This window comes from Tritonibacter mobilis F1926 (genome assembly GCF_000376545.2).
Lineage (GTDB): Bacteria > Pseudomonadota > Alphaproteobacteria > Rhodobacterales > Rhodobacteraceae > Epibacterium > Epibacterium mobile.
The window spans coordinates 3,232,117-3,252,203 of the sequence record NZ_CP015230.1 but is presented as its reverse complement, the minus strand read 5'-3'; the positions used below and the strand labels follow the sequence as shown (position 1 = coordinate 3,252,203).

Annotated in this window: 19 protein-coding genes; 10 read left to right on the top strand and 9 right to left on the bottom strand. The window is 59.0% G+C overall.

The genetic code is table 11. The features are described 5' to 3' along the window. The first annotated feature begins 1 nt into the window (after position 1). Entirely contained in the window at positions 2 to 1,033 is a 1,032-nt protein-coding gene (gene tdh / locus K529_RS15395; protein WP_005608806.1) for an L-threonine 3-dehydrogenase, read from the top strand. Between the two features lie 217 nt (positions 1,034 to 1,250). Here the strand turns inward: tdh and K529_RS15390 are convergent, their stop codons facing one another. From K529_RS15390 to K529_RS15380, 3 genes are all read right to left on the bottom strand, one after another. Further along, the gene (locus K529_RS15390; RefSeq protein ID WP_005608803.1) at positions 1,251 to 1,988 is read right to left on the bottom strand and encodes a metallophosphoesterase family protein; all 738 of its coding nucleotides are present in this window, start codon (positions 1,986 to 1,988) and stop codon (positions 1,251 to 1,253) included. Positions 1,989 to 2,169: 181 nt separating this feature from the next. After that, the gene (serA, locus tag K529_RS15385) at positions 2,170 to 3,765 is read right to left on the bottom strand and encodes a phosphoglycerate dehydrogenase (protein ID WP_005608801.1); all 1,596 of its coding nucleotides are present in this window, start codon (positions 3,763 to 3,765) and stop codon (positions 2,170 to 2,172) included. 89 nt (positions 3,766 to 3,854) lie between these two features. After that, positions 3,855 to 5,000: a phosphoserine transaminase gene (locus K529_RS15380; protein WP_005608799.1), complete on the bottom strand. Its 1,146-nt coding sequence runs from the start codon at positions 4,998 to 5,000 to the stop codon at positions 3,855 to 3,857. Between the two features lie 235 nt (positions 5,001 to 5,235). On the opposite strand from K529_RS15380, the gene serB reads away from it, so the two are divergent. Both serB and K529_RS15370 read left to right on the top strand, forming a co-directional pair. Continuing rightward, entirely contained in the window at positions 5,236 to 6,111 is an 876-nt protein-coding gene (gene serB / locus K529_RS15375) for a phosphoserine phosphatase SerB (protein WP_005608798.1), read from the top strand. 4 nt (positions 6,112 to 6,115) lie between these two features. After that, the gene (locus K529_RS15370) at positions 6,116 to 6,874 is read left to right on the top strand and encodes a TSUP family transporter (protein WP_005608796.1); all 759 of its coding nucleotides are present in this window, start codon (positions 6,116 to 6,118) and stop codon (positions 6,872 to 6,874) included. Between the two features lie 18 nt (positions 6,875 to 6,892). On the opposite strand, the gene K529_RS15365 is transcribed toward K529_RS15370, so the two are convergent. Further along, positions 6,893 to 7,900: an asparaginase gene (locus K529_RS15365; protein WP_005608794.1), complete on the bottom strand. Its 1,008-nt coding sequence runs from the start codon at positions 7,898 to 7,900 to the stop codon at positions 6,893 to 6,895. A gap of 227 nt (positions 7,901 to 8,127) precedes the next feature. On the opposite strand from K529_RS15365, the gene K529_RS15360 reads away from it, so the two are divergent. The 3 genes from K529_RS15360 (at position 8,128) to K529_RS15350 (ending at position 10,449) form a co-directional block, all read left to right on the top strand. Next, positions 8,128 to 8,661, top strand: coding sequence for an invasion associated locus B family protein (locus tag K529_RS15360; RefSeq protein ID WP_005608792.1), 534 nt, complete (start codon positions 8,128 to 8,130; stop codon positions 8,659 to 8,661). 224 nt (positions 8,662 to 8,885) lie between these two features. After that, positions 8,886 to 10,079 (top strand): 23S rRNA (adenine(2503)-C(2))-methyltransferase RlmN, encoded by a 1,194-nt coding sequence (gene rlmN / locus K529_RS15355; protein ID WP_005676096.1) that lies wholly within the window; start codon positions 8,886 to 8,888, stop codon positions 10,077 to 10,079. A 163-nt stretch (positions 10,080 to 10,242) separates the two neighbouring features. Continuing rightward, positions 10,243 to 10,449, top strand: a complete 207-nt coding sequence (locus tag K529_RS15350) for a hypothetical protein (RefSeq protein ID WP_005676094.1) — start codon at positions 10,243 to 10,245, stop codon at positions 10,447 to 10,449. A gap of 204 nt (positions 10,450 to 10,653) precedes the next feature. On the opposite strand, the gene K529_RS15345 is transcribed toward K529_RS15350, so the two are convergent. Beyond that, the gene (locus tag K529_RS15345) at positions 10,654 to 11,502 is read right to left on the bottom strand and encodes an LOG family protein (RefSeq protein WP_005641576.1); all 849 of its coding nucleotides are present in this window, start codon (positions 11,500 to 11,502) and stop codon (positions 10,654 to 10,656) included. A gap of 156 nt (positions 11,503 to 11,658) precedes the next feature. Here K529_RS15345 and K529_RS15340 point away from each other — a divergent pair, with 156 nt between their 5' ends. The 4 genes from K529_RS15340 to K529_RS15325 all read left to right on the top strand — a co-directional run bounded on the left by K529_RS15340 (position 11,659) and on the right by K529_RS15325 (position 14,777). Further along, entirely contained in the window at positions 11,659 to 12,612 is a 954-nt protein-coding gene (locus tag K529_RS15340; protein WP_005641578.1) for a threonine/serine dehydratase, read from the top strand. Positions 12,613 to 12,633: 21 nt separating this feature from the next. Then, positions 12,634 to 13,260 (top strand): GntR family transcriptional regulator, encoded by a 627-nt coding sequence (locus K529_RS15335; protein WP_005641580.1) that lies wholly within the window; start codon positions 12,634 to 12,636, stop codon positions 13,258 to 13,260. Positions 13,261 to 13,386: 126 nt separating this feature from the next. Then, positions 13,387 to 14,214 carry a 2,3,4,5-tetrahydropyridine-2,6-dicarboxylate N-succinyltransferase gene (gene dapD / locus K529_RS15330; RefSeq protein WP_005641582.1) on the top strand — a complete coding sequence of 276 codons (828 nt, stop codon included), beginning with the start codon at positions 13,387 to 13,389 and terminating at the stop codon, positions 14,212 to 14,214. Positions 14,215 to 14,387: 173 nt separating this feature from the next. Beyond that, the gene (locus tag K529_RS15325; protein ID WP_005641584.1) at positions 14,388 to 14,777 is read left to right on the top strand and encodes a VOC family protein; all 390 of its coding nucleotides are present in this window, start codon (positions 14,388 to 14,390) and stop codon (positions 14,775 to 14,777) included. Between the two features lie 61 nt (positions 14,778 to 14,838). Here the strand turns inward: K529_RS15325 and hutU are convergent, their stop codons facing one another. The 4 genes from hutU to hutI are packed head-to-tail and all read right to left on the bottom strand — an operon-like array spanning position 14,839 to position 20,028. After that, entirely contained in the window at positions 14,839 to 16,521 is a 1,683-nt protein-coding gene (hutU, locus tag K529_RS15320; protein ID WP_005641586.1) for a urocanate hydratase, read from the bottom strand. Then, complete coding sequence (gene hutG / locus K529_RS15315) at positions 16,518 to 17,294, bottom strand: N-formylglutamate deformylase (protein ID WP_005641588.1); 777 nt, start codon at positions 17,292 to 17,294, stop codon at positions 16,518 to 16,520. The genes hutU and hutG overlap by 4 nt, the downstream gene beginning before the upstream one ends. Beyond that, positions 17,291 to 18,814 (bottom strand): histidine ammonia-lyase, encoded by a 1,524-nt coding sequence (gene hutH, locus K529_RS15310; protein ID WP_046002040.1) that lies wholly within the window; start codon positions 18,812 to 18,814, stop codon positions 17,291 to 17,293. Before hutH ends, hutG begins: the two co-directional genes overlap by 4 nt. Then, entirely contained in the window at positions 18,811 to 20,028 is a 1,218-nt protein-coding gene (gene hutI / locus K529_RS15305; protein WP_046002039.1) for an imidazolonepropionase, read from the bottom strand. Before hutI ends, hutH begins: the two co-directional genes overlap by 4 nt. Positions 20,029 to 20,087: the final 59 nt, after the last annotated feature.

Below are 20,087 nucleotides of genomic sequence, written 5' to 3'. Positions count from 1 at the left end.
GATGAAAGCCCTTGAAAAATCCAAACCAGAAGAGGGCCTCTGGATGGTGCAGGCGCCGGTACCGGACATCGGGCCGGATGATGTGCTGATCAAGGTCAACAAAACCGGCATTTGCGGCACCGACATTCACATCTGGAACTGGGACGATTGGGCCGCGCACACGGTGCCAGTGCCGATGATCACCGGCCATGAATTCGCAGGCGAGATCGTGGAGCTGGGGCGCAACGTGACCGGGCTCTCGGTCGGGCAGCGGTGTTCGGGCGAGGGGCATCTGATCGGCACCGAGAGTCGTCAGTCACGCTCTGGCAAGTTTCACCTTGATCCGGGCACGCGCGGGATCGGGGTCAACGAGCAAGGCGCATTTGCGCAATATCTGCGCCTTCCCGCGTTTAATGTGGTGCCCCTGCCTAACGACATTCCGGATGAAATCGGCGCGATCCTCGACCCGCTGGGCAATGCCGTGCACACCGCGCTGAGCTTTGATCTGCTGGGTGAAGATGTGCTGATCACCGGCGCAGGCCCCATTGGCATCATGGCAGCAGCCGTCGCCCGCCACGCTGGGGCGCGGCATGTGGTTATCACGGATGTGAACGCTGACCGTCTGGCATTGGCGGAACAGGTCGCACGGGTGCGTACCGTCAACGTGGCCAAGGAAGACCTGAATGACGTGAAGCACGAGCTGGGTCTGAAAGAAGGCTTTGACGTCGGGCTTGAGATGTCTGGCAACCAACAGGCGCTGGACCAAATGGTTGAGGCGCTGGTAATGGGTGGCAAGATCGCACTTCTTGGGATTCCACCGGGAAAATCCCCGGTCGATTGGTCGCGCATCGTCTTTAAGGCGATCACCATTAAAGGCGTCTATGGCCGCGAGATGTTTGAAACCTGGTACAAGATGATCGCTATGCTGCAAAACGGTCTCGATGTAAGCAAAGTGATCACTCACCGCTTTTCTGTTAATGATTTTGGGCAAGGCTTTGCCGCCATGAAGTCAGGCCAAAGCGGTAAGGTCGTGTTGGATTGGACTGGGCGTTAGTCCGCGTTCAAACGAAAAGAGGCAGGCAACCCCGATCTGGGGTGCCTGCCACAGTAAGGACAACGTGAAGCATAACTAAACGCCGCTGAAGACAGGGGATCCTGTTTGCAGGGGGCTGCAAAGGAACAGCGCGTTAGCCACGCACATCGTGATACAACCTTTACGGGTGTCGTGGCAACAATTCTCTCGCAAAATCGCCTCTGGCGTATGCCGTGCCCTATGACTGTCCAGGTTCCAGTGGCTTGCGCCCCTCGGAGGTCAGGCTCCATGCCTTATCCCCTTCGAACACCACGGGCACGAGGGTACGTCCGTACCCTGCCCCACAGTCAATATCGACACGATTGCCATAATGAACCGGACATTTCTCGGCAGTATGCCCATGCACGATCAGATGCGGGTGGCTCTCGGTATTCTCGAGAAACCCCTGCCGAATCCATAGCATATCGTGCTCGGTCTGCTCCTTCAGTGGCACACCCGGGCGAATACCTGCATGCACAAAGAACTGCTCACCTGCCTGATGGGACAGAGGCAACGAATCGATCCAAGCCAAATGTTGAGCAGGAACTGCTGCGCGTGCGGCCTCATGCACACGGGATTTACGATCACTCGGGCCACAGTCCACACCATAGGAGGCCAGCGTCTGCGCGCCGCCGATGCGTTCCTGTAAATAATAGAGCTCAACCGGAAGATGCGGGTCCTCTCGCGGAAAATCTTCCATAAACCAAGTAAACATACGGTCATGATTGCCCTTGAGGCAGATCCAATTGCGACCATCGGCCTGACCTTGCATCAAACGATCAATAACACCCCGACTGTCCGGACCACGGTCCACATAGTCGCCCACAAAGACCACCTTCGCCTCAGCACCACCATCCATGGTGATCAGCTCCAACGCGCGTTCAAGCTGTTCGGTCTGTCCGTGAATGTCACCGATTGCGTAGATAGGCTTAATCATAGGAGAGGCGTCTTTCGATTGTCTGCAGTCAGAGGCGGTCATCACACCGGAGTAAATGCGTCCGAGGCCATTTGCCGCCACAATGGAGCGCGGGCGCGTCAGGGCAAGTAAAAATAGGTATTTAATACAAAAAACGGGCCCATCCTTCGATGAGCCCGCATTCTTTTCAAATCACCCGGTGTCAGGCGACGTCGAATGCCAGCGGTTTGATCTGGGTGAAATACCCAGTCTCCGCCAGCTTCGCGCGTGCATCGGCTGGAACTTCTGCATCCACATAAAGAAGCGCGATTGCCTCGCCGCCAACCTCATTCCGGCCCAGCGTAAAGTTAGCGATGTTCACGTCCATATCACCAAGGGTCTGCCCCAAGGTACCGATGATGCCAGGAACGTCCTTGTTGGTGGTGTAGAGCATGTGCGCGCCAACTTCGGCGTCGATATTGATGCCCTTGATCTGGATGAAGCGCGGCTTGCCATCGGAGAAGACGGTGCCCGCGACGGAACGCTCGCGTTTGGCCGTCACCACGGTCACCTTGATGTAACCATCGAACGAGCCGGATTTGTCCTGATTGGTGGTGGAGATCTGGATACCGCGTTCTTTGGCAACCACAGGCGCGGAGACCATGTTCACATCAGGGTTCACCTTTTTCATGATGCCCGCGACCACCGAACAATTCAGCGCATCGAGGTTCATGTCAGCCACGACACCATCATAGAGCACATTGATCGCGGTGATCGGCTCATCCGTCATCTGGCCTGCAAAAGCACCAAGGTGGTCAGCCAGTTTGATCCACGGACCCATAACTTTGGCTTCTTCAGCAGTCACTGATGGCATATTGAGTGCGTTTTCCACCGCACCAGTCAGCAGATAGTTTGCCATCTGGTCCGCGACTTGCAGCGCCACGTTTTCCTGCGCCTCAGTTGTTGCGGCCCCAAGGTGCGGTGTGCAAACCACATTGGGCAGGTTGAACAGAGGGTTTTCCTTGGCCGGTTCCACAGAGAACACATCAAAGGCAGCCCCTGCAACATGACCCGAGGTCAGTGCTTCGGCCAGTGCATCTTCGTCCACCAGACCACCACGGGCGCAGTTGATGATGCGCACGCCCTTCTTGGTTTTGGAGATGTTTTCGCGGCTCAGGATATTCTTGGTCTGCTCGGTCAGCGGCACATGCAGAGTGATGAAATCAGCGCGCGCGAGCAACTCGTCCAACTCGACCTTTTCGACCTGCATCTTCTTGGCCTTTTCCTCGCTCAAGAAGGGATCATAGGCCACAACCTTCATCTTCAGGCCCCGGGCGCGGTCGCAGACGATGCCGCCGATGTTGCCCGCACCGATCACGCCGAGGGTCTTGCCGGTAAGCTCGACACCCATGAATTTGGACTTTTCCCACTTACCCGCATGGGTCGAAGCAGAGGCCTCGGGGACCTGTCGCGCCACAGCGAACATCATCGCGATGGCATGTTCGGCGGTGGTGATCATGTTGCCGAAGGGGGTGTTCATGACGATCACACCCTTTTTCGACGCGGCTTCCTTGTCGATGTTGTCGGTGCCGATCCCGGCGCGGCCAATTACCTTGAGGTTGGTGGCGTTTTCCAGAATGGTCGGTGTCACTTTGGTGGCGGATCGGATCGCGAGGCCATCATATTGACCGATGATTTCAGCCAGTTTTTCTTTGTCCTTGCCCACGTCGGGCAGGAAATCCACGTCAATGCCGCGGTCACGGAAGATCTGAACGGCGGCGTCCGAGAGTTTGTCGGAGATAAGTACTTTGGGGGCCATTTGCATTGGTCCTTTGTCTGCGGGGGCCGGGGTGCGGCCTAAAATTGGGAATGGGGTCGCTGCCCGGGCTGTCGCCCGGCCGATTTGCGTTAGCCTTGCGCGGCGATCTCGGCCTCAAAGGCCCATGCGAGCCACGGCAGCATGGCCTCGATATCGGCCGTCTCGACCGTGCCGCCACACCAGATCCGCAGACCAGCAGGCGCGTCACGGTAAGCACCGATATCATAGGCGATGCCCTCGGCCTCCAGTCGCTTGGCCACAGCCTTGGCAAAGCTCGCACCGTCCTTGATCCGCTTGTCGGTGAACTTCAGACACACAGAGGTGTTGGAGCGCGTCGCCGGATCATTGGCGAGGTTTTCAATCCAGTCGTTGGCATAGGCAAAGGCGTGGATCGCATTGGCATTGGCATTGGCGCGGCCAATGAGCCCCTCCAGACCACCAACAGACCGCGCCCAGTCGAGCGCGAACAGATAGTCCTCAACCGCCAGCATCGACGGCGTGTTGATAGTCGCACCGGTGAAAATACCGTCGATCAGTTTGCCACCTTTTGTCAGGCGGAAGATTTTCGGCAGCGGCCATGCGGGTGCATAGCTCTCCAGGCGCTCGACCGCGCGGGGGCTGAGGACGATCACGCCATGTGCGGCCTCACCGCCGAGCACCTTTTGCCAGGAGAAGGTGGTGACATCGAGCTTCTGCCACGGCAGTTCCTGTGCGAAGGCCGCAGAGGTCGCGTCACAAATCGTCAGACCGTCGCGGTCGTCTTTGATCCAGTCGCCATTGGGAACCCGCACGCCGGAAGTGGTGCCGTTCCATGTGAAAACCACATCATTATCGGTGTCCACCGTCGCCAGATCAACGATGTCGCCATAGTCGGCGGTCTTGACCTCGGCGTCGATTTTCAACTGCTTCACCACATCGGTGACCCAGCCTGCGCCAAAGCTTTCCCAGGCGAGCATCTCGACTTTGCGTTCACCCAGCAGATTCCACATCGCCATCTCGACCGCGCCGGTGTCGGACGCAGGCACGATACCGATCTTGTAGTCTGCGGGGATGCCCAGAACCTCGCGGGTGCCTTCGATGGCGGCAAGGAGCTTTTCCTTGCCGACGGCAGCGCGGTGGCTGCGACCCAGAGGCGCGCCAACGAGTTTGGACAGATCATAGGTGGGGGGTTTGGCGCAGGGGCCAGAAGAAAAACGCGGATTGGCCGGCCGCGATGCCGGTTGTGCAATAGCCATAAATGCTACCCTTCCAGATAAGCGCCCCTCGTTGGGGAGGGGTGTCCCACCGACAGCGATATGCGGGGGTGCGATTCCGCGCAACTGGGAAAATCGACCGTTTGCGCCGCTTTGGAAAATTTTTGCGACCCCGAATGACGCCAATCGGAAACTTTGGGGGCCATGCCTCTCCGGGCTGGTGCCACGGGTAAGCCCTCGTTAAGAGAAGACAACCCGCCCTGACCGGAGAACACCCATGTATGTCGCCACCCTGCTCGTGAACCCTGCCAATCCGACGCTGGAGCCTTCATTGGTCGAGTCGCTGAGGAACGCTTGGGGCGGTGGAGAGGCGCATTGGCTGAACCCCGGCATCGCGGCGGAGTTCGCGCTGGAAGCGCTTCCCGACAATCAATGGGAGGTCTGGAACGATCTACAAGGCATGAGCGTCGATCTGGTGCTGCAACCCACTGAGGGACGGCGCAAGAAGATGCTGCTGGCGGACATGGACTCGACCATGATCCAGCAGGAGTGCATCGACGAGCTGGCGGATGAAGCCGGTGTTGGCGCGCGGGTCAAAGACATTACCGCCCGCGCCATGAACGGCGAATTGGATTTCGAGGGCGCGCTGACTGAACGTGTGGGATTGCTCAAGGGCCTTTCCGAATCTGTGATCACTGAGGTTCTGGACAATCGCATCACCTTTATGCCGGGGGGCCGCGCACTCTTGGCGACGATGAAAGCCGATGGGGCATATACGGCGCTGGTTTCTGGTGGATTTACCGCTTTTACCGCGCGCGTCGCGGCAGAACTGGGGTTTGACGAAAACCGCGCCAATACTCTGATCGTCGCAGAGGGCAGGCTGACAGGCGAGGTGGGCCACCCGATCCTTGGCCGCGAGGCCAAAGTCGAAGCGCTCGAACAAATCACGACACGCCTTGGTATTTCCGAGGCGGACGTGATTGCGGTCGGTGATGGGGCCAATGATCTTGGCATGTTGACCCGTGCGGGGGCTGGCGTGGCGCTCCACGCCAAACCTTCGGTCGCGGCAGAGTGCAACATCCGCATCAATCACGGCGATCTGACGGCTCTCTTGTATGTGCAGGGCTACAGCCGGGACGATTTCAAAGGATAATTGAATGTTCGAAGTCACCTTCGAGGTGCTGCTGCTGTTGATGGCAGCGGGCTTTGCCGCTGGTTTTATTGACGCGGTCGCCGGTGGTGGCGGGCTCATCACGGTTCCCGTCCTGCTCATTGCGGGTGCCAACCCGGTCACGGCGCTTGCGACCAACAAGATCCAGGGGCTGTTTGGCGCGGCCACGGCGGCGATCACCTATGCCCGCGGCGGTCATGTGGACCTTCGTACACAATGGAGACCTGCAGTGATCGCGTTTTTCGCCTCCATCGGCGGGGCGCTTTTGGTGTCGGTGCTACCGGTTGATCTGATCCGCTATGCCCTGCCAGTCCTTTTGATCGGGATCGCAGTGTTTTTTGCCACCAAAAAGGGGCTAAACGATGTGGACCGCGCACGCCGTCTGTCGCCTGCGGTGTTTGCGGCTACCATGGTGCCGCTCTGTGCAGCATATGACGGTTTGCTCGGTCCCGGTGCGGGCAGTTTCTATATGCTCGCTTTTGTGGGGCTTGCAGGCTACGGCGTACTGAAAGCGACCGCGCATACAAAGCTGTTGAACTTCGCATCAAACGCTGGCGCACTGGCAGCTTTTGCGGTTGTGGCAACACCGTGGTGGTTCACCGGCCTCGCCATGGGTCTTGCTCAGATCGCAGGTGCACGAGTTGGAGCGGGACTTGCCCAAAAACAGGGGGCAAAAGTGATCAAGCCGCTGTTGGTTCTGACGACCGTCACCCTTGCCCTGAAACTGATCTGGGATCTTCTGTAACCTGCAAAATCTGGACAGTTAGAATTGCAGGCCAGCGGCGGGTCGCATGTCGCCACAGTGGATGCCGTTCCAATTGGTGATCGGCGCACTCATATAGGACTTGGCCGAGGGGCTGTTGCCATCGAGCGCGCCAAGACTCACCAGTAGGGTTGTGATCGCGTTCTCCGCCGCGCGCGTGGCGCCATCCACGACTTTCAGTGCAATCCCCAGCTCTTGCTCGGGGAGGATGGCAACAAACACGCCCTCCGCCCCTGTTTTTACGGAGACCTTACCGCCCATATCCCGCATCAAGGCCGTACAGGCGCGACCTTCGCCAGCCACCAGCTCCGGATGCAGTGCCATGGCTTCGCGCAACTGTACCGCCGCATCATCGGCGCGCCCGTTGCGGGTATGTGCCGAAGCAAACCAGCCCATGGCGCGCGCAAGTCCTGTAATGGTGCAGGCAAAATTAGGCGCAGAGCACCCGTCTATGCCATATGTGGGGCTGGTCTCTCCGGTGGCTTCTTCAAACGCCTCTTGGCAGGCCTGCTGTACCGGGTGGTCGATCTCCACATACTCAGATCCCGCTCCCAAGTGCTGAGAGAGTGTCAGGAAACCTGCGTGCTTTCCCGAGCAGTTGTTGTGGATTTGGCACGGGCTGTCGTCGTGTTTGATAAGACTATGCAGCACCTCACTGTCACGCGGCTTTTGCGGGCCACAGCGCAGATCACCCTCACCAAGGTCTAATTGTTCAAGCCAATTGCTGACCCGGTCAATGTGGATGCGCGCGCCGTTATGAGAGGCACAAGCCAGCGCGAGTTGTTCGCGCGTTAACCCGTAGCGCGCCGCAGCCCCCGAGGTCAAAAGCGGAAGTGCCTGTACCATTTTGCAGGAACTGCGTGGATAGATCACCTGTTCCGGGTTGCCCCAAACGCGCACAACCTCCCCTTTGCCGTTGCAGATCACGGCATGGCCGAGGTGCTGACTTTCGAGCAGGCTACCCCGCCAAATTTCGGTAAAAGGTGCAGGGGCGATCGGACTGGTCATAGGCTTGGCTCTTTGTTTTTAGGAATTTTAATCGCAGCAGACATTCAAAACCCCGGCTTTTCAAGGAAAAGGCGGCAAAAACCTGCCAAACCCAGCAATTGCGCATGGCCCTCGTTCCGCTAATATGCTTGTGTCAAGGATCATGAGGCATGGGCACAGACGGTGTGCAAAACACCGCACACAAGGCCCGGAGACAATTGAGGAAGACAGTCTTGGAGGCGGGACGTATGGCATTGAAACTCCGTCGCTTAGCAGGCGCGCTTATGCTGGCTGGCATGGCCACCACCGCAAGCGCACAGCAAGCAACGACAGATAACCGCGTGGGTGCGCATGTGGATTGGAGCGTCTTTGAAGAGACCTCTCCGCGCGAGTGCATAGGCGTCTCGGCACCGAAAGAAACGGTGAACACCCGCGATGGCCGCGTGGTCGCCGTGCGTCGCAGTGAAATTCGACTGTTTGTGTTTTATCGCCCGGATGGCGGCAACAAAGGTCAGGTTACCTTTACCGGAGGCTATCCTTTCGCCCCCGGTTCTACAGTGAATATGAAAATCGGTGACTCCGAATTTGAGCTGTTCACCGAAGGGGAATGGGCATGGCCTGCAACGCCGACCGATGATGCCAAGATCATCACCGCGATGAAACGGGGATCAGATGCATCACTAACCGCGCGATCCTCGCGGGGGACGCAAACCAAAGATACCTTCTCTTTGCTTGGCTTCACCGCAGCGATTGAAGACGCAGAGAAGCGCTGTTCCGGCTGAGGCGCAAGCGATCAGGACCGGCATGAGGCGGCGAAGCGCGGGCTTCGCCGTTTTCTTTTGCGAGGCGCTGCCTCGCGCTCCGGGATATTTTGGGTTAGAAGAGATACGTGGCCTGTTGCCCCATGCATAGCAGGGTTGAACGAGAATCCTTTTGATCTTGGGTCGATCTCATATATAGAGCCGCATCCAGCCCCGTTTTGACACAAGCCAGCGAGACCCGTCTCATGACAGCCTCAGCGCCGATCACCCAAGATGTTCTGACCCTGCCCCGCAAGGAGCCGGAAGGTGGCAAGATAAACCTTGTCGGCCTGACTCGTGACCGCATGCGAGAAGTGCTGATGGAGCATGGCACGCCGGAAAAACAGGCGAAGATGCGGGTCGGTCAGATCTGGCAGTGGATCTATCAGTGGGGCGTGCGTGATTTCTCTGAGATGACCAACCTTGCCAAGGCGTATCGCGCCCAGCTTGAGGAAACATTCGAGATCCGCATTCCTGAGGTCGTGTCGAAACAAGTCTCAACCGATGGCACCCGAAAGTACCTGGTGCGGATCAATGGCGGCCATGAGGTCGAAGTGGTCTACATTCCAGAAGATGATCGCGGCACGCTGTGTATTTCGTCGCAGGTGGGATGTACGCTGACCTGTTCGTTCTGTCACACTGGCACCCAGAAGCTGGTGCGAAATCTGACGCCCGCTGAGATCATCGGTCAGGTGATGATGGCGCGTGATGATCTGGAGGAATGGCCGACGCCCGGCGCACCCAAAGACGAGACTCGTCTGTTGTCCAACATTGTGCTGATGGGCATGGGCGAGCCTCTCTATAATTTTGAAAACGTGCGTGATGCGATGAAGATTGCGATGGACCCAGAAGGGATATCGCTGTCACGCCGTCGCATTACACTGTCGACCTCAGGCGTGGTGCCCGAAATCGCCCGTACCGCGGAAGAGATCGGCTGCTTGTTGGCGATTTCGTTCCACGCCACCACCAATGAGGTGCGCGACGTGCTGGTGCCAATCAACCGGCGCTGGAACATTGATGAGCTTTTGCAGTCCTTGGCGAATTATCCCAAAGTGTCGAACTCGGAGCGGATCACGTTTGAATATGTGATGCTGGATGGGGTTAATGACTCTGATGAGGATGCGCACCGGCTGTTGGAGCATATCAAACGCTACAACATCCCGGCAAAGATCAACCTCATCCCCTTCAATGAGTGGCCCGGAGCGCCCTACAAACGGTCGTCAAACAACCGTATCCGAGCATTTGCGAACATCATCTATCAGGCCGGTTACGCCTCACCGATCCGCAAGACGCGTGGTGACGACATCATGGCGGCCTGCGGTCAGTTGAAATCCGCCACCGAACGCGCTCGCAAGAGTCGCAAACAGATCGAAGCCGAGGCGGGCATGGGCCAAAGCTGAGCCTCGCCAACACAACTGAGATCCTCCGAGGCGCTGCGAGTAATCGTAGCGCCTTATTCTTTCCCAATTTTAGCAAAATTTGCGCCACCTCAGGCCGACAGTCTCAGAATCAGAAACAGTACACGGAAACAATCTCCGGGCAGCAAATAGAGCAAAGGGCAGAATGATGATTGGACAACAGACCGCGCAAATGGATGATGGTATTCTCTCGTTGGTACGTGAGGAACGGCGTAAAGCACTGAGCCCGCGTGAATGGCAATTTCGCCTGCGTGGCTATGGATATGCCATCCGCGACGAAGACGGCACACAGGTGCTGACGCGTCTGCCGCGCGGTGAAGCCGTTGGTGTTTTGCCCGCGGATATGAGCTGATCGGTCGTCAGGTTTTCCAAACTCTTATGGTCTGACGCGATCCCGACGTTCCCACAAACGTTCCCATCCCACCCACAAGGGAAAACGACATTTGACCATAGGTTTCCGCCCTTTCGGGCGGACCCGCGCGCCGGGCCCCATGGGCCCGGCGCGCGGTCGTCTGGCGCTGCTCTTGCGACCAAATTCCAAGTATAGCGGTGACGCTTAGCGCTCGCGACCGGGCAAGTCTTGACGTGCAGGGACCGGGTTCCATGCGTCAATCGCCTGGATCGCCTCATCTGCACTTTCGACAAATTTAAACAGATCAAGATCCTGTTCGGAAATGGTGCCCGCGTCCGCGAGCGCCTCCCAATTGATGATCTTCTCCCAGAAACTGCGACCAAAGAGCAGGAACGGCACCGGTTCCATGCGACCTGTCTGGATCAACGTCAGCGCCTCAAACAGCTCATCCAGGGTGCCAAATCCACCCGGAAAGACGCAGATCGCCTCCGCACGCATCAGGAAATGCATCTTGCGGATCGCAAAATAGTGGAAGTTGAAGCAAAGCTCAGGTGTGACAAATTCATTCGGAGCCTGCTCGTGTGGCAACACGATATTGAGCCCGATAGATTCACCTTCAGCATCTACCGCGCCACGGTTCCCAGCCTCCATTACACCGGGCCCACCCCCTGTCACAACCACATGACGACGCCCGCCAGAAGCCTTGGACTTCTCGGTCATCTTGCGCGCGAACTCGCGTGCCTCATCATAGAAATGACTAAGATCCGCGAGCGTCTGAGTACGCGCTTTATCCTTGTCGCGAGGGGCCGGTATGCGAGCGCCGCCGAACATCACGACGGTGCTCTCGATGCCTTTTTCATCAAGCATCAGCTGCGGCTTCAACAGTTCCAACTGCAACCGCACTGGGCGCAGTTCCTCACGGCACAAAAAACCCTCATCCGCGAAGGCTAGCTGATAGACTGGCGACTGGGTCTGCGGTGTAACGGGTACATGTTCGGCGCGGCTACGGTCTGCGCGGGCATCGGGGAAACGGCTATTGCGGTCGTCACTCATATCAAATCTTGCCTGTTCTTTGATCCAAAAGGTCAGCCCCTGTCATAGCCCGAGCGCCGTGCTCAGGCCAGCGCTCAAATCCTGTCATCTATCCCCTTGCCTCCTGCGAGCATTTCCCTAGGGTTCGCCGCAAACGCACTGAGACGAGGTACGACGATGGATTGGACAACCCAGATTTCCGGCGCGCACAACAGAATTGCCGCGCATGTGGTGGAAACTCCAACCGTCTCGGTGCAAAGCTTCGGCCTCGCCTTCCCGGTAGAGTTGAAACTCGAACATCTTCAACATGCGGGCAGCTTCAAGGCACGCGGCGCATTCAATACGTTACTGTCAAATCCCGTCCCCGAGGCCGGTCTGGTTGCAGCATCTGGCGGCAATCATGGCGCGGCCGTCGCCTTTGCTGCGCGGGCACTAGGGCACAATGCCAAGATCTACGTGCCGGAAATTGCCGGACAGACAAAGATCGACCTGATCCGCTCGACGGGTGCGGATCTAGAGGTTGTTCCCGGAGCCTATGCAAATGCGCTGGAGGCCGCACAGGATTGGGAACTGCAGACAGGTGCCATGCAGATCCATGCCTATGATGCGCCCGCAACGGTCGCAGGACAGGGTACTCTTTTTGCGGAATGGGAAGAGCAAGGGCTGGATGCAGACACCGTACTGATCGCGGTTGGTGGCGGCGGTCTCATTGGAGGCGCATTGGGGTGGTTTGAGAACCGTCGCAAAGTGGTTGCGGTGGAACCTGCTACGTCCTGCGCACTAAAAGCAGCCCTGATGGCAGGCAAGCCTACCAATGTTGATGTTAGTGGCATTGCCGCCAATGCGCTCGGCGCTCGGCGGATCGGCGATATCTGTTTTGATCTTGCTCACAACGCGCGCACGCCTAGCGTAATTGTTCCGGATGCCGCCATTGAAGCGGCGCAACATGCGCTCTGGCGCGACCATCGCCTGCTGGTGGAGCCTGCGGGGGCCACGGCTCTGGCCGCATTGATGTGCGGCGCGTATCTGCCCGCACGTGGTGAAAAAGTCGCGGTGCTCTTGTGCGGTGGCAATATTGACCCTGAACCCCTAAGCGATCCCGCCACACAACTTGATGTCTCCTTCACCTAAGGGCCGGAAAGTCTTGCGGCAATGGTCATCGCCCCCTATCGAACGGACATGAGTGAAACCGCAGTCGACAAGATATTTCGCGCCTTGATGGAACGGATCGTAACCGGCGATCTGCCCGCGGGAGAGAAGCTGCGGCAGGACCATATCGCGCGCGATTATGAAGTGAGCCATGTGCCGGTACGCGAGGCTTTCTTGCGACTGGAAGCAAAAGGGCTTGCAAAATCAGTGCCCCACAAGGGGATGCGTGTCACCGAGCTGGAACCCACAGAGATCCGAGAAGTGATCGAAATGCGGGTTGCCTTGGAGGTTCTGGCTCTGACGCATGCCCTGCCCCGCCATGATGATCAGACCTTGGCAGAAGTGGATGCAGCCCGCATCGCCTGCGACGCCGCGCGTGACATGATCACTTGGGATCGCAGCAATCGCCGGTTTCATTTTGCATTGCTCATGCCATGTGGGATGCCACGACTGCTGTCATCAATCGAAGACCTTCATATCACTGCGGCCCGGCATCTCTTTGCCTATTGGCGTGACCGTTGGGTATCGCGCCCAGACAGCGATCATGCAGCACTTCTGGAAGCTGTCAGGGCACAGGATTTGACACTGGCCTGCGATATCCTGCGCCGCCACCTGCGGCGGGTCAGCTAAAGATAGCCCCCACACATCTGCTTACCTGCCGCTTCGCCCGCGCGTATGGGCGTGTTCAGGGCATGACGCATGTGGCTTTTGCGGCTATAAGCGCCCGAATCCAACAAAAACCCGGAGCCGGAACACATGTCCAACGCGCAGCTGGAAACCGCAATCGAGGCCGCCTGGGAGGCCCGTGACACAATCACCCCCGCCACCAAAGGCGAAACCCGCGACGCCATTGAGGCAACCCTCGCCGCACTCGACAGCGGCAAACTGCGTGTGGCGGAGAAACAGGACAGCGGTGACTGGCACGTGAACCAGTGGGCGAAAAAAGCCGTATTGCTGGGCTTTCGCCTGAAAGACATGGAAGAGCAATCCGGCGGCCCGCAGGGCGCTGGCTGGTGGGACAAGGTCGACAGCAAGTTCAAAGGCTGGGAAGCGTCTGACTGGCAATCCGCAGGCTTTCGCGCGGTGCCGAACTGCATCGTCCGCAAATCCGCCTATATCGCTCCCGGTGTGGTACTGATGCCGTCTTTCGTGAATCTCGGCGCCTATGTCGACGAAGGCACCATGGTTGATACCTGGGCCACAGTCGGCTCCTGCGCGCAGATCGGCAAAGGCGTGCACCTCTCTGGCGGTGTCGGTATCGGCGGCGTTCTGGAACCGATGCAGGCTGGTCCAACCATCATCGAGGACAACTGCTTTATCGGCGCGCGTTCGGAAGTGGTCGAAGGTGTGATCGTGCGCGAAGGTTCCGTGCTCGGCATGGGGGTCTTTATCGGCCAGTCCACCAAGATCGTTGACCGCGAAACCGGCGAAGTGATGTCCGGCGAAGTACCGCCCTATTCCGTCGTGGTCGCAGGTTCCATGCCATCCAAGAATGGCGTCAATCTCTATTGCGCCGTGATCGTGAAGCGCGTGGACGAAAAGACCCGCTCCAAGACCGGTATCAACGAGCTTCTGCGCGACTAAATCCGCATCAAAAGCGGACCCATTACAAGCAATTAATATGGCAGGCAGCTTCGGTTGCCTGTTTTTTTATTTCTCAAATTATTGTTTCTGTAGAATATTATTAAAGTTACGGTAGATTATTGAGTGGGCCGTCAATAACCGCCCGGCTGAAATAGGCTGAAGGAGGCACACCAATGTCCGAGTCTTGGAAACCCACAGACTACCCCTCGCTAAGCCCCTACCTCGTCTGCCACGACCCGGAAGGCACGATCTCGTTTCTGCAAACGGTGTTTCACGCGCATTTATTACGCCGCTATGATCATCAGGATGGCAGTTTAATGCACGCCGAAGTGCGGATTGATGACAGTATCATCATGATCGGTGGCTTACCTGACGCCGATGACAATGACGCACATGTTCACCTTTATGTCCCTGACGTACAGGCCACATTTGATCGCGCCGTCGCTGCTGGAGGAGAGGTCATTCAGGAGCCACTGCGCAAACGGGGCAGCGACGATATCCGTGGCGGCATAAAGGGGCCGAGTGGCACAACCTGGTGGCTGGCAACTCAGACCCCTCTTTGAGCGCACGAGTACAAGCCTCATGCATAAGCGCAAGAGGGTGACCCCTCTTGCGACAGTCTTATCATCCGAGGATGCCGGGCAAGTTCAAACCGTGTTCTTTGGCGCAGTCTTTGGCGATGTCGTATCCCGCATCTGCATGACGCATGACGCCCGTGGCCGGATCGTTCCACAGAACCCGACCGATGCGTCGATCTGCGTCCTCGGTCCCGTCACAGCAGATCACCACGCCGGAGTGTTGCGAAAAGCCCATGCCGACGCCGCCGCCGTGATGCAGCGACACCCATGTCGCGCCAGATGCGGTGTTCAGCAGTGCGTTCAACAGCGGCCAATCCGACACCGCGTCAGAGCCATCCATCATCGCCTCGGTCTCACGGTTCGGCGATGCTACGGAACCAGAGTCGAGGTGGTCGCGGCCGATCACAACCGGCGCGGACAACTCGCCATTGCGCACCATCTCGTTGAACGCGAGGCCAGCCTTGTGGCGGTCGCCCAGACCAATCCAGCAGATCCGCGCCGGCAGGCCCTGAAAGGCGATCCGCTCATCCGCCATGTCGAGCCAGCGATGCAGGTGCTCGTTCTCGGGGAACAGCTCCTTCATCTTAGCGTCGGTCTTTTTGATGTCGTCGGGATCACCCGACAGCGCACACCAGCGGAACGGGCCAATCCCTTGGCAGAACAGCGGGCGGATATAGGCGGGCACAAAACCGGGGAAGGCAAAGGCGTTCTCAAAGCCCTCTTCCAGCGCCATCTGACGGATATTGTTGCCGTAGTCGACTGTTGGGACGCCCATGTCGTGGAACGCCACCATCGCCTCGACTTGCTCCCGCATCGAGGCACGCGCGGCCTTAGCCACCGCCTTGGGATCGCTTTCGCGTTTCTCTTTCCACTCTGCCATGGTCCAGCCCTGCGGCAGGTAGCCATTGACCGGGTCATGTGCAGAGGTCTGGTCGGTGACGATATCGGGGCGCATGCCACCCGCTTTGGCGCGCTCCACCAGTTCGGCAAAGACATCCGCCGCATTGCCCAAGAGGCCCACGGATTTCGCCTCGCCCGCCTTGGTCCAGCGGTCGATCATCTCCAGCGCCTCGTCCAGTGTCTCGGCCTTTTCGTCGAGGTATTTGGTCCGTAGGCGGAAATCGATCGAGTCGGGGTTACACTCCACCGCCAGGCAGCAGGCACCAGCAAAAACAGCCGCCAGCGGCTGCGCGCCGCCCATGCCGCCGAGACCACCGGTCAAAATCCATTTGCCCGTGAGGTCGCCACCGTAGTGCTGACGGCCTGCCTCGGCGAAGGTCTCATAGGTGCCCTGTACGATCCCTTGGGTGCCAATGTAGATCCAGGACCCGGCGGTCATCTGGCCGTACATCATCAGGCCTTTTTTATCGAGTTCGTTGAAGTGATCCCAGTTGGCCCAATGCGGCACCAGATTGGAGTTTGCAATCAACACACGAGGCGCGTCCTTGTGGGTCTGGAAAACGCCAACTGGCTTGCCAGATTGCACCATCAAGGTCTGATCTTCATCCAGATTCTTCAGCGTTTCGACGATCAGGTCGAAATCCTTCCAGGTGCGTGCGGCGCGGCCAATGCCGCCATAGACCACCAACTCATGCGGGTTTTCAGCCACATCAGGGTGCAGGTTGTTCATCAGCATCCGGATTGGTGCCTCGGTCAGCCAGGACTTTGCGGTGATCTCGGTGCCAGTCGCCGGATAGATATCGCGGGTGTTCTTGCGGGGATCGCTCATGCGGGCCTCCATTCAGTCAGATCGGTGAGAATTTGGGTCAGATGTGTGCGCAGCCGGTCGGCGCGTGCGGGGTCATAGCTCCAGGGCGGGGCCTCGTCGCAATAGGTGGCTTGGGCGAGTTCCATCTGGATCGCGTGCCAGCCCTCATTGGGACGGCCATAGTGGCGTGTGGTCCAGCCCCCCTTGAAACGACCGTTCAGCACAGAAGAATACCCTTCTGCACGCTGGCAGTGATTAAAGACCATCACCTCAAGGTCGCGCGCGCAGGTGGTGCCGAGGTTGGTGCCGAAGTTGAAATCCGGCAGGCGGCCATCAAACAGGAACGGAATGTCACCCCGGATCGAGTGGCAATCATACAGAATGGCAAAGCCGTGGATGCCTGCAACCCGTTCCATCTCTGCCGTGAGCGCGGCATGATAGGGCGCGTGATAGGTCTCGCGGCGGCGGGTGATTTCCGTCTCATCCGGCTCGCGAGCCCAGATCGGATTGCCATCAAAGTCTGTCAGCGGCACCAGCGTGGTGGTGTTCTGGCCGGGGTAGAGGCTGACGCCTGCGGGATCACGGTTCACGTCGATCACATAGCGATGGATGGGGGTGCGAACGGTGGTCACGCCCTCCACCAGATCCGCATACAGGTCGTGAATATGCCAGTCCGTATCGGCAAGACCAAGACCACGTTCGTTCAGATCCTTGGCCACCTCTGCGGGCACCTCGGTCCCCGTATGCGGCAGACCAAGGATCAACGGCGAGGAACCTTGCGTGACCTCGATCATGCCGCGACCTCCACACCTGCGGCCTGAGCCACGCGACCGGTGCGCACCATGGCGCTGGCGGCTTCGATCTCAGGCGCGAGGTAGCGGTCTTCGCCCAGGCTGGGGATTTCACCGCGCAGCATCGTCAGCAGATCCTGCAACCGGGCGGAGGTTTTGAGCGGCGCGCGCGCCTCCACGCCCTGCGCGGCGCAGAGCATTTCCACGCCGAGGATCACCGAGAGATTCGCTGTCATCTTCGCCAGACGCAGCGCGCCGTGGGCCGCCATTGATACGTGATCTTCCTGGTTGGCAGAGGTCGGCGTGGAATCGGTCACGCAGGGGTTAGCCAGATGCTTGTTCTCGCTCATCAGCGCCGCGGTAGTGACCTCGGCGATCATGAAACCGGAGTTCAGGCCGGGGTTCGGCGTCAGGAAGGGCGGCAGATCGTGGCTCAGGGTCGGATCGACCATCAAGGCGACCCGGCGCTGCGCGATCGCGCCAATCTCTGCCACGGCGAGTGCAATCTGATCGGCGGCAAAACCCACATATTCGGCGTGAAAGTTGCCGCCCGAAACAATCCGACCGGCCTCTACGAGCACCAGCGGGTTATCGGTCACTGCGTTGGCCTCGATCTCCAGCGTGCGCGCGGCCATGCGCAGCACGTCAAGCGCCGCGCCCACCACCTGCGGCTGACAGCGGATGCAATAGGGATCTTGTACGCGGGTATCGCCCTCACGGTGGCTTTCGCGAATTTCCGACCCATCCATGATGTCGCGCATCACCTGCGCCACATCGATCTGCCCCGCATGACCACGCAAGGTGTGGATGTCGGCCACCAGCGGTGCGGTGGAACCCATGATCGCATCGGTCGTCAGAGACGCAATTGCCATGGATGCCCGCGCCAGATCCAGCGCCTGAAACAGCCCAGCCAGCGCGCAAGCGGTCGAGAACTGCGTTCCGTTGATAAGTCCAAGGCCTTCTTTCGGCCCCAGCACGATGGGTTGCAGGCCGGCGCGTTTCAGCGCTTCGGCTCCGGACAGACGTTCGCCTTCAAACGTCGCCTCACCCTCACCAATCATCGCCGCTGTCATATGCGCCAGCGGAGCAAGGTCGCCCGATGCGCCCACAGACCCTTGCGACGGTACAACCGGGGTCACCCCACGTGCCAGCATCTCCTCGATTTGATTGATCACCAACCAGCGCACACCCGAGGCACCGCGTCCAAGCGACAGAAGCTTCAACACCATCATCAACCGCACTTTGTCTTCGGCCAATGGCTCACCGACGCCGCAAGAATGGCTGAGGATCAGGTTCCGCTGAAGTGTTGCGGTATCTTCGGATGCGATCTTGGTCGAGGCCAGTTTACCAAATCCGGTGTTGATGCCATAGACAGGCGCCTCACCTGCCGCAGCCTCGGCCACCATCGCGGCTGCCGCTTCGACACCTGCGCGGGCAGAGGCTGCCAGACGTGCGGGGGTGCCATTGCGCCAGATCTGCTCCAACGTGGAGAGGGTTACGGTGCCGGGGATCATCTCAATCATGTGCGAACCTCCAGTTTGCCGCCCATGACGCGGGCATGCAGCGGGTTAAATCCAATGCGATAGGCCAGTTCCGCCGGGCGGGCGACGTCCCAGACCACAAGATCTGCGCGCAGACCGGGCGCGATACGTCCCCGATCCGAGAGGCCCAGCGCGCGGGCGGCATGTGTCGTTACCCCGGCCAATGCCTCTTCGGGTGTCAGCCGGAACAGAGTGCAGCCCATATTGAGCGTCAGGAGCAACGAGGTCAGCGGTGAGGAGCCGGGGTTACAATCGGTCGCCAAAGCCATGGGCACGCCATGGGCGCGGAAATGCTCCATCGGCGGCAATTGCGTTTCCCGGATCGTGTAGAAAGCACCGGGCAAGAGCACTGCAACAGACCCGGAGGCCGCCATCGCGCGAGCGTCTTCCTCGGTCGCGTATTCCACGTGATCGACGGACAAGGCGCCGCGGTCTGCCGCCAGCTTGCTGCCCCCTTGATGGGACAACTGTTCAGCGTGGAGCTTCACCGGCAGTCCCAGCTCGGCTGCAACATCAAAGACACGCGCCATCTGTTCGGCAGAAAAGGCGATGCCCTCGCAAAAGCCATCCACCGCATCCACCAGTCCCTCGGCATATGCAGCGCGCAAGGTCGGCAGGCAAACCTCATCCAGATATTCATCCGCACGGCCCGCATACTCCGCCGGGACCGCATGCGCGCCGAGGAAGGTGGTCTTGACCGTTACATCCCGCAGTTCGCCCAAACGGCGCGCCGCGCGCAGCATGTTAAGCTCGGTCTCGCGATCAAGCCCATAGCCGGATTTCACCTCGACCGAGGTCACACCCTCAGCAAGCAGCGCATCCAGACGAGGCAGTGCGCCAGCAACAAGCGCGTCCAGATCCGCCGACCGGGTCGCCGTCACCGTGGATACGATACCGCCACCCGCCTTTGCGACTTCCTCATAGCTCGCCCCATTGAGGCGCATTTCAAACTCGCCCGCGCGATCACCGCCAAAGACAATATGCGTATGGCAATCGATCAGCCCCGGCGTCACCAGCCGTCCGCCCAGATCCTCACGCGGCCAAGTATTATACTCTGCCGGAAGGGAGTCTTCAGGGCCGCACCAGACGATTGCAGCGCCATCGATGGCGATGGCCCCCGCTTCGATCATCCCATACGGCGCGCCCGGCTCCATCGTTGCCAGCCTGGCTCCACTCAACACGTATTTGTCGCGCATCTCGCCCCCTCAGAATCCTCTTGCTCCACAAACGGTATGCGCTTATTCTCATTATGTCT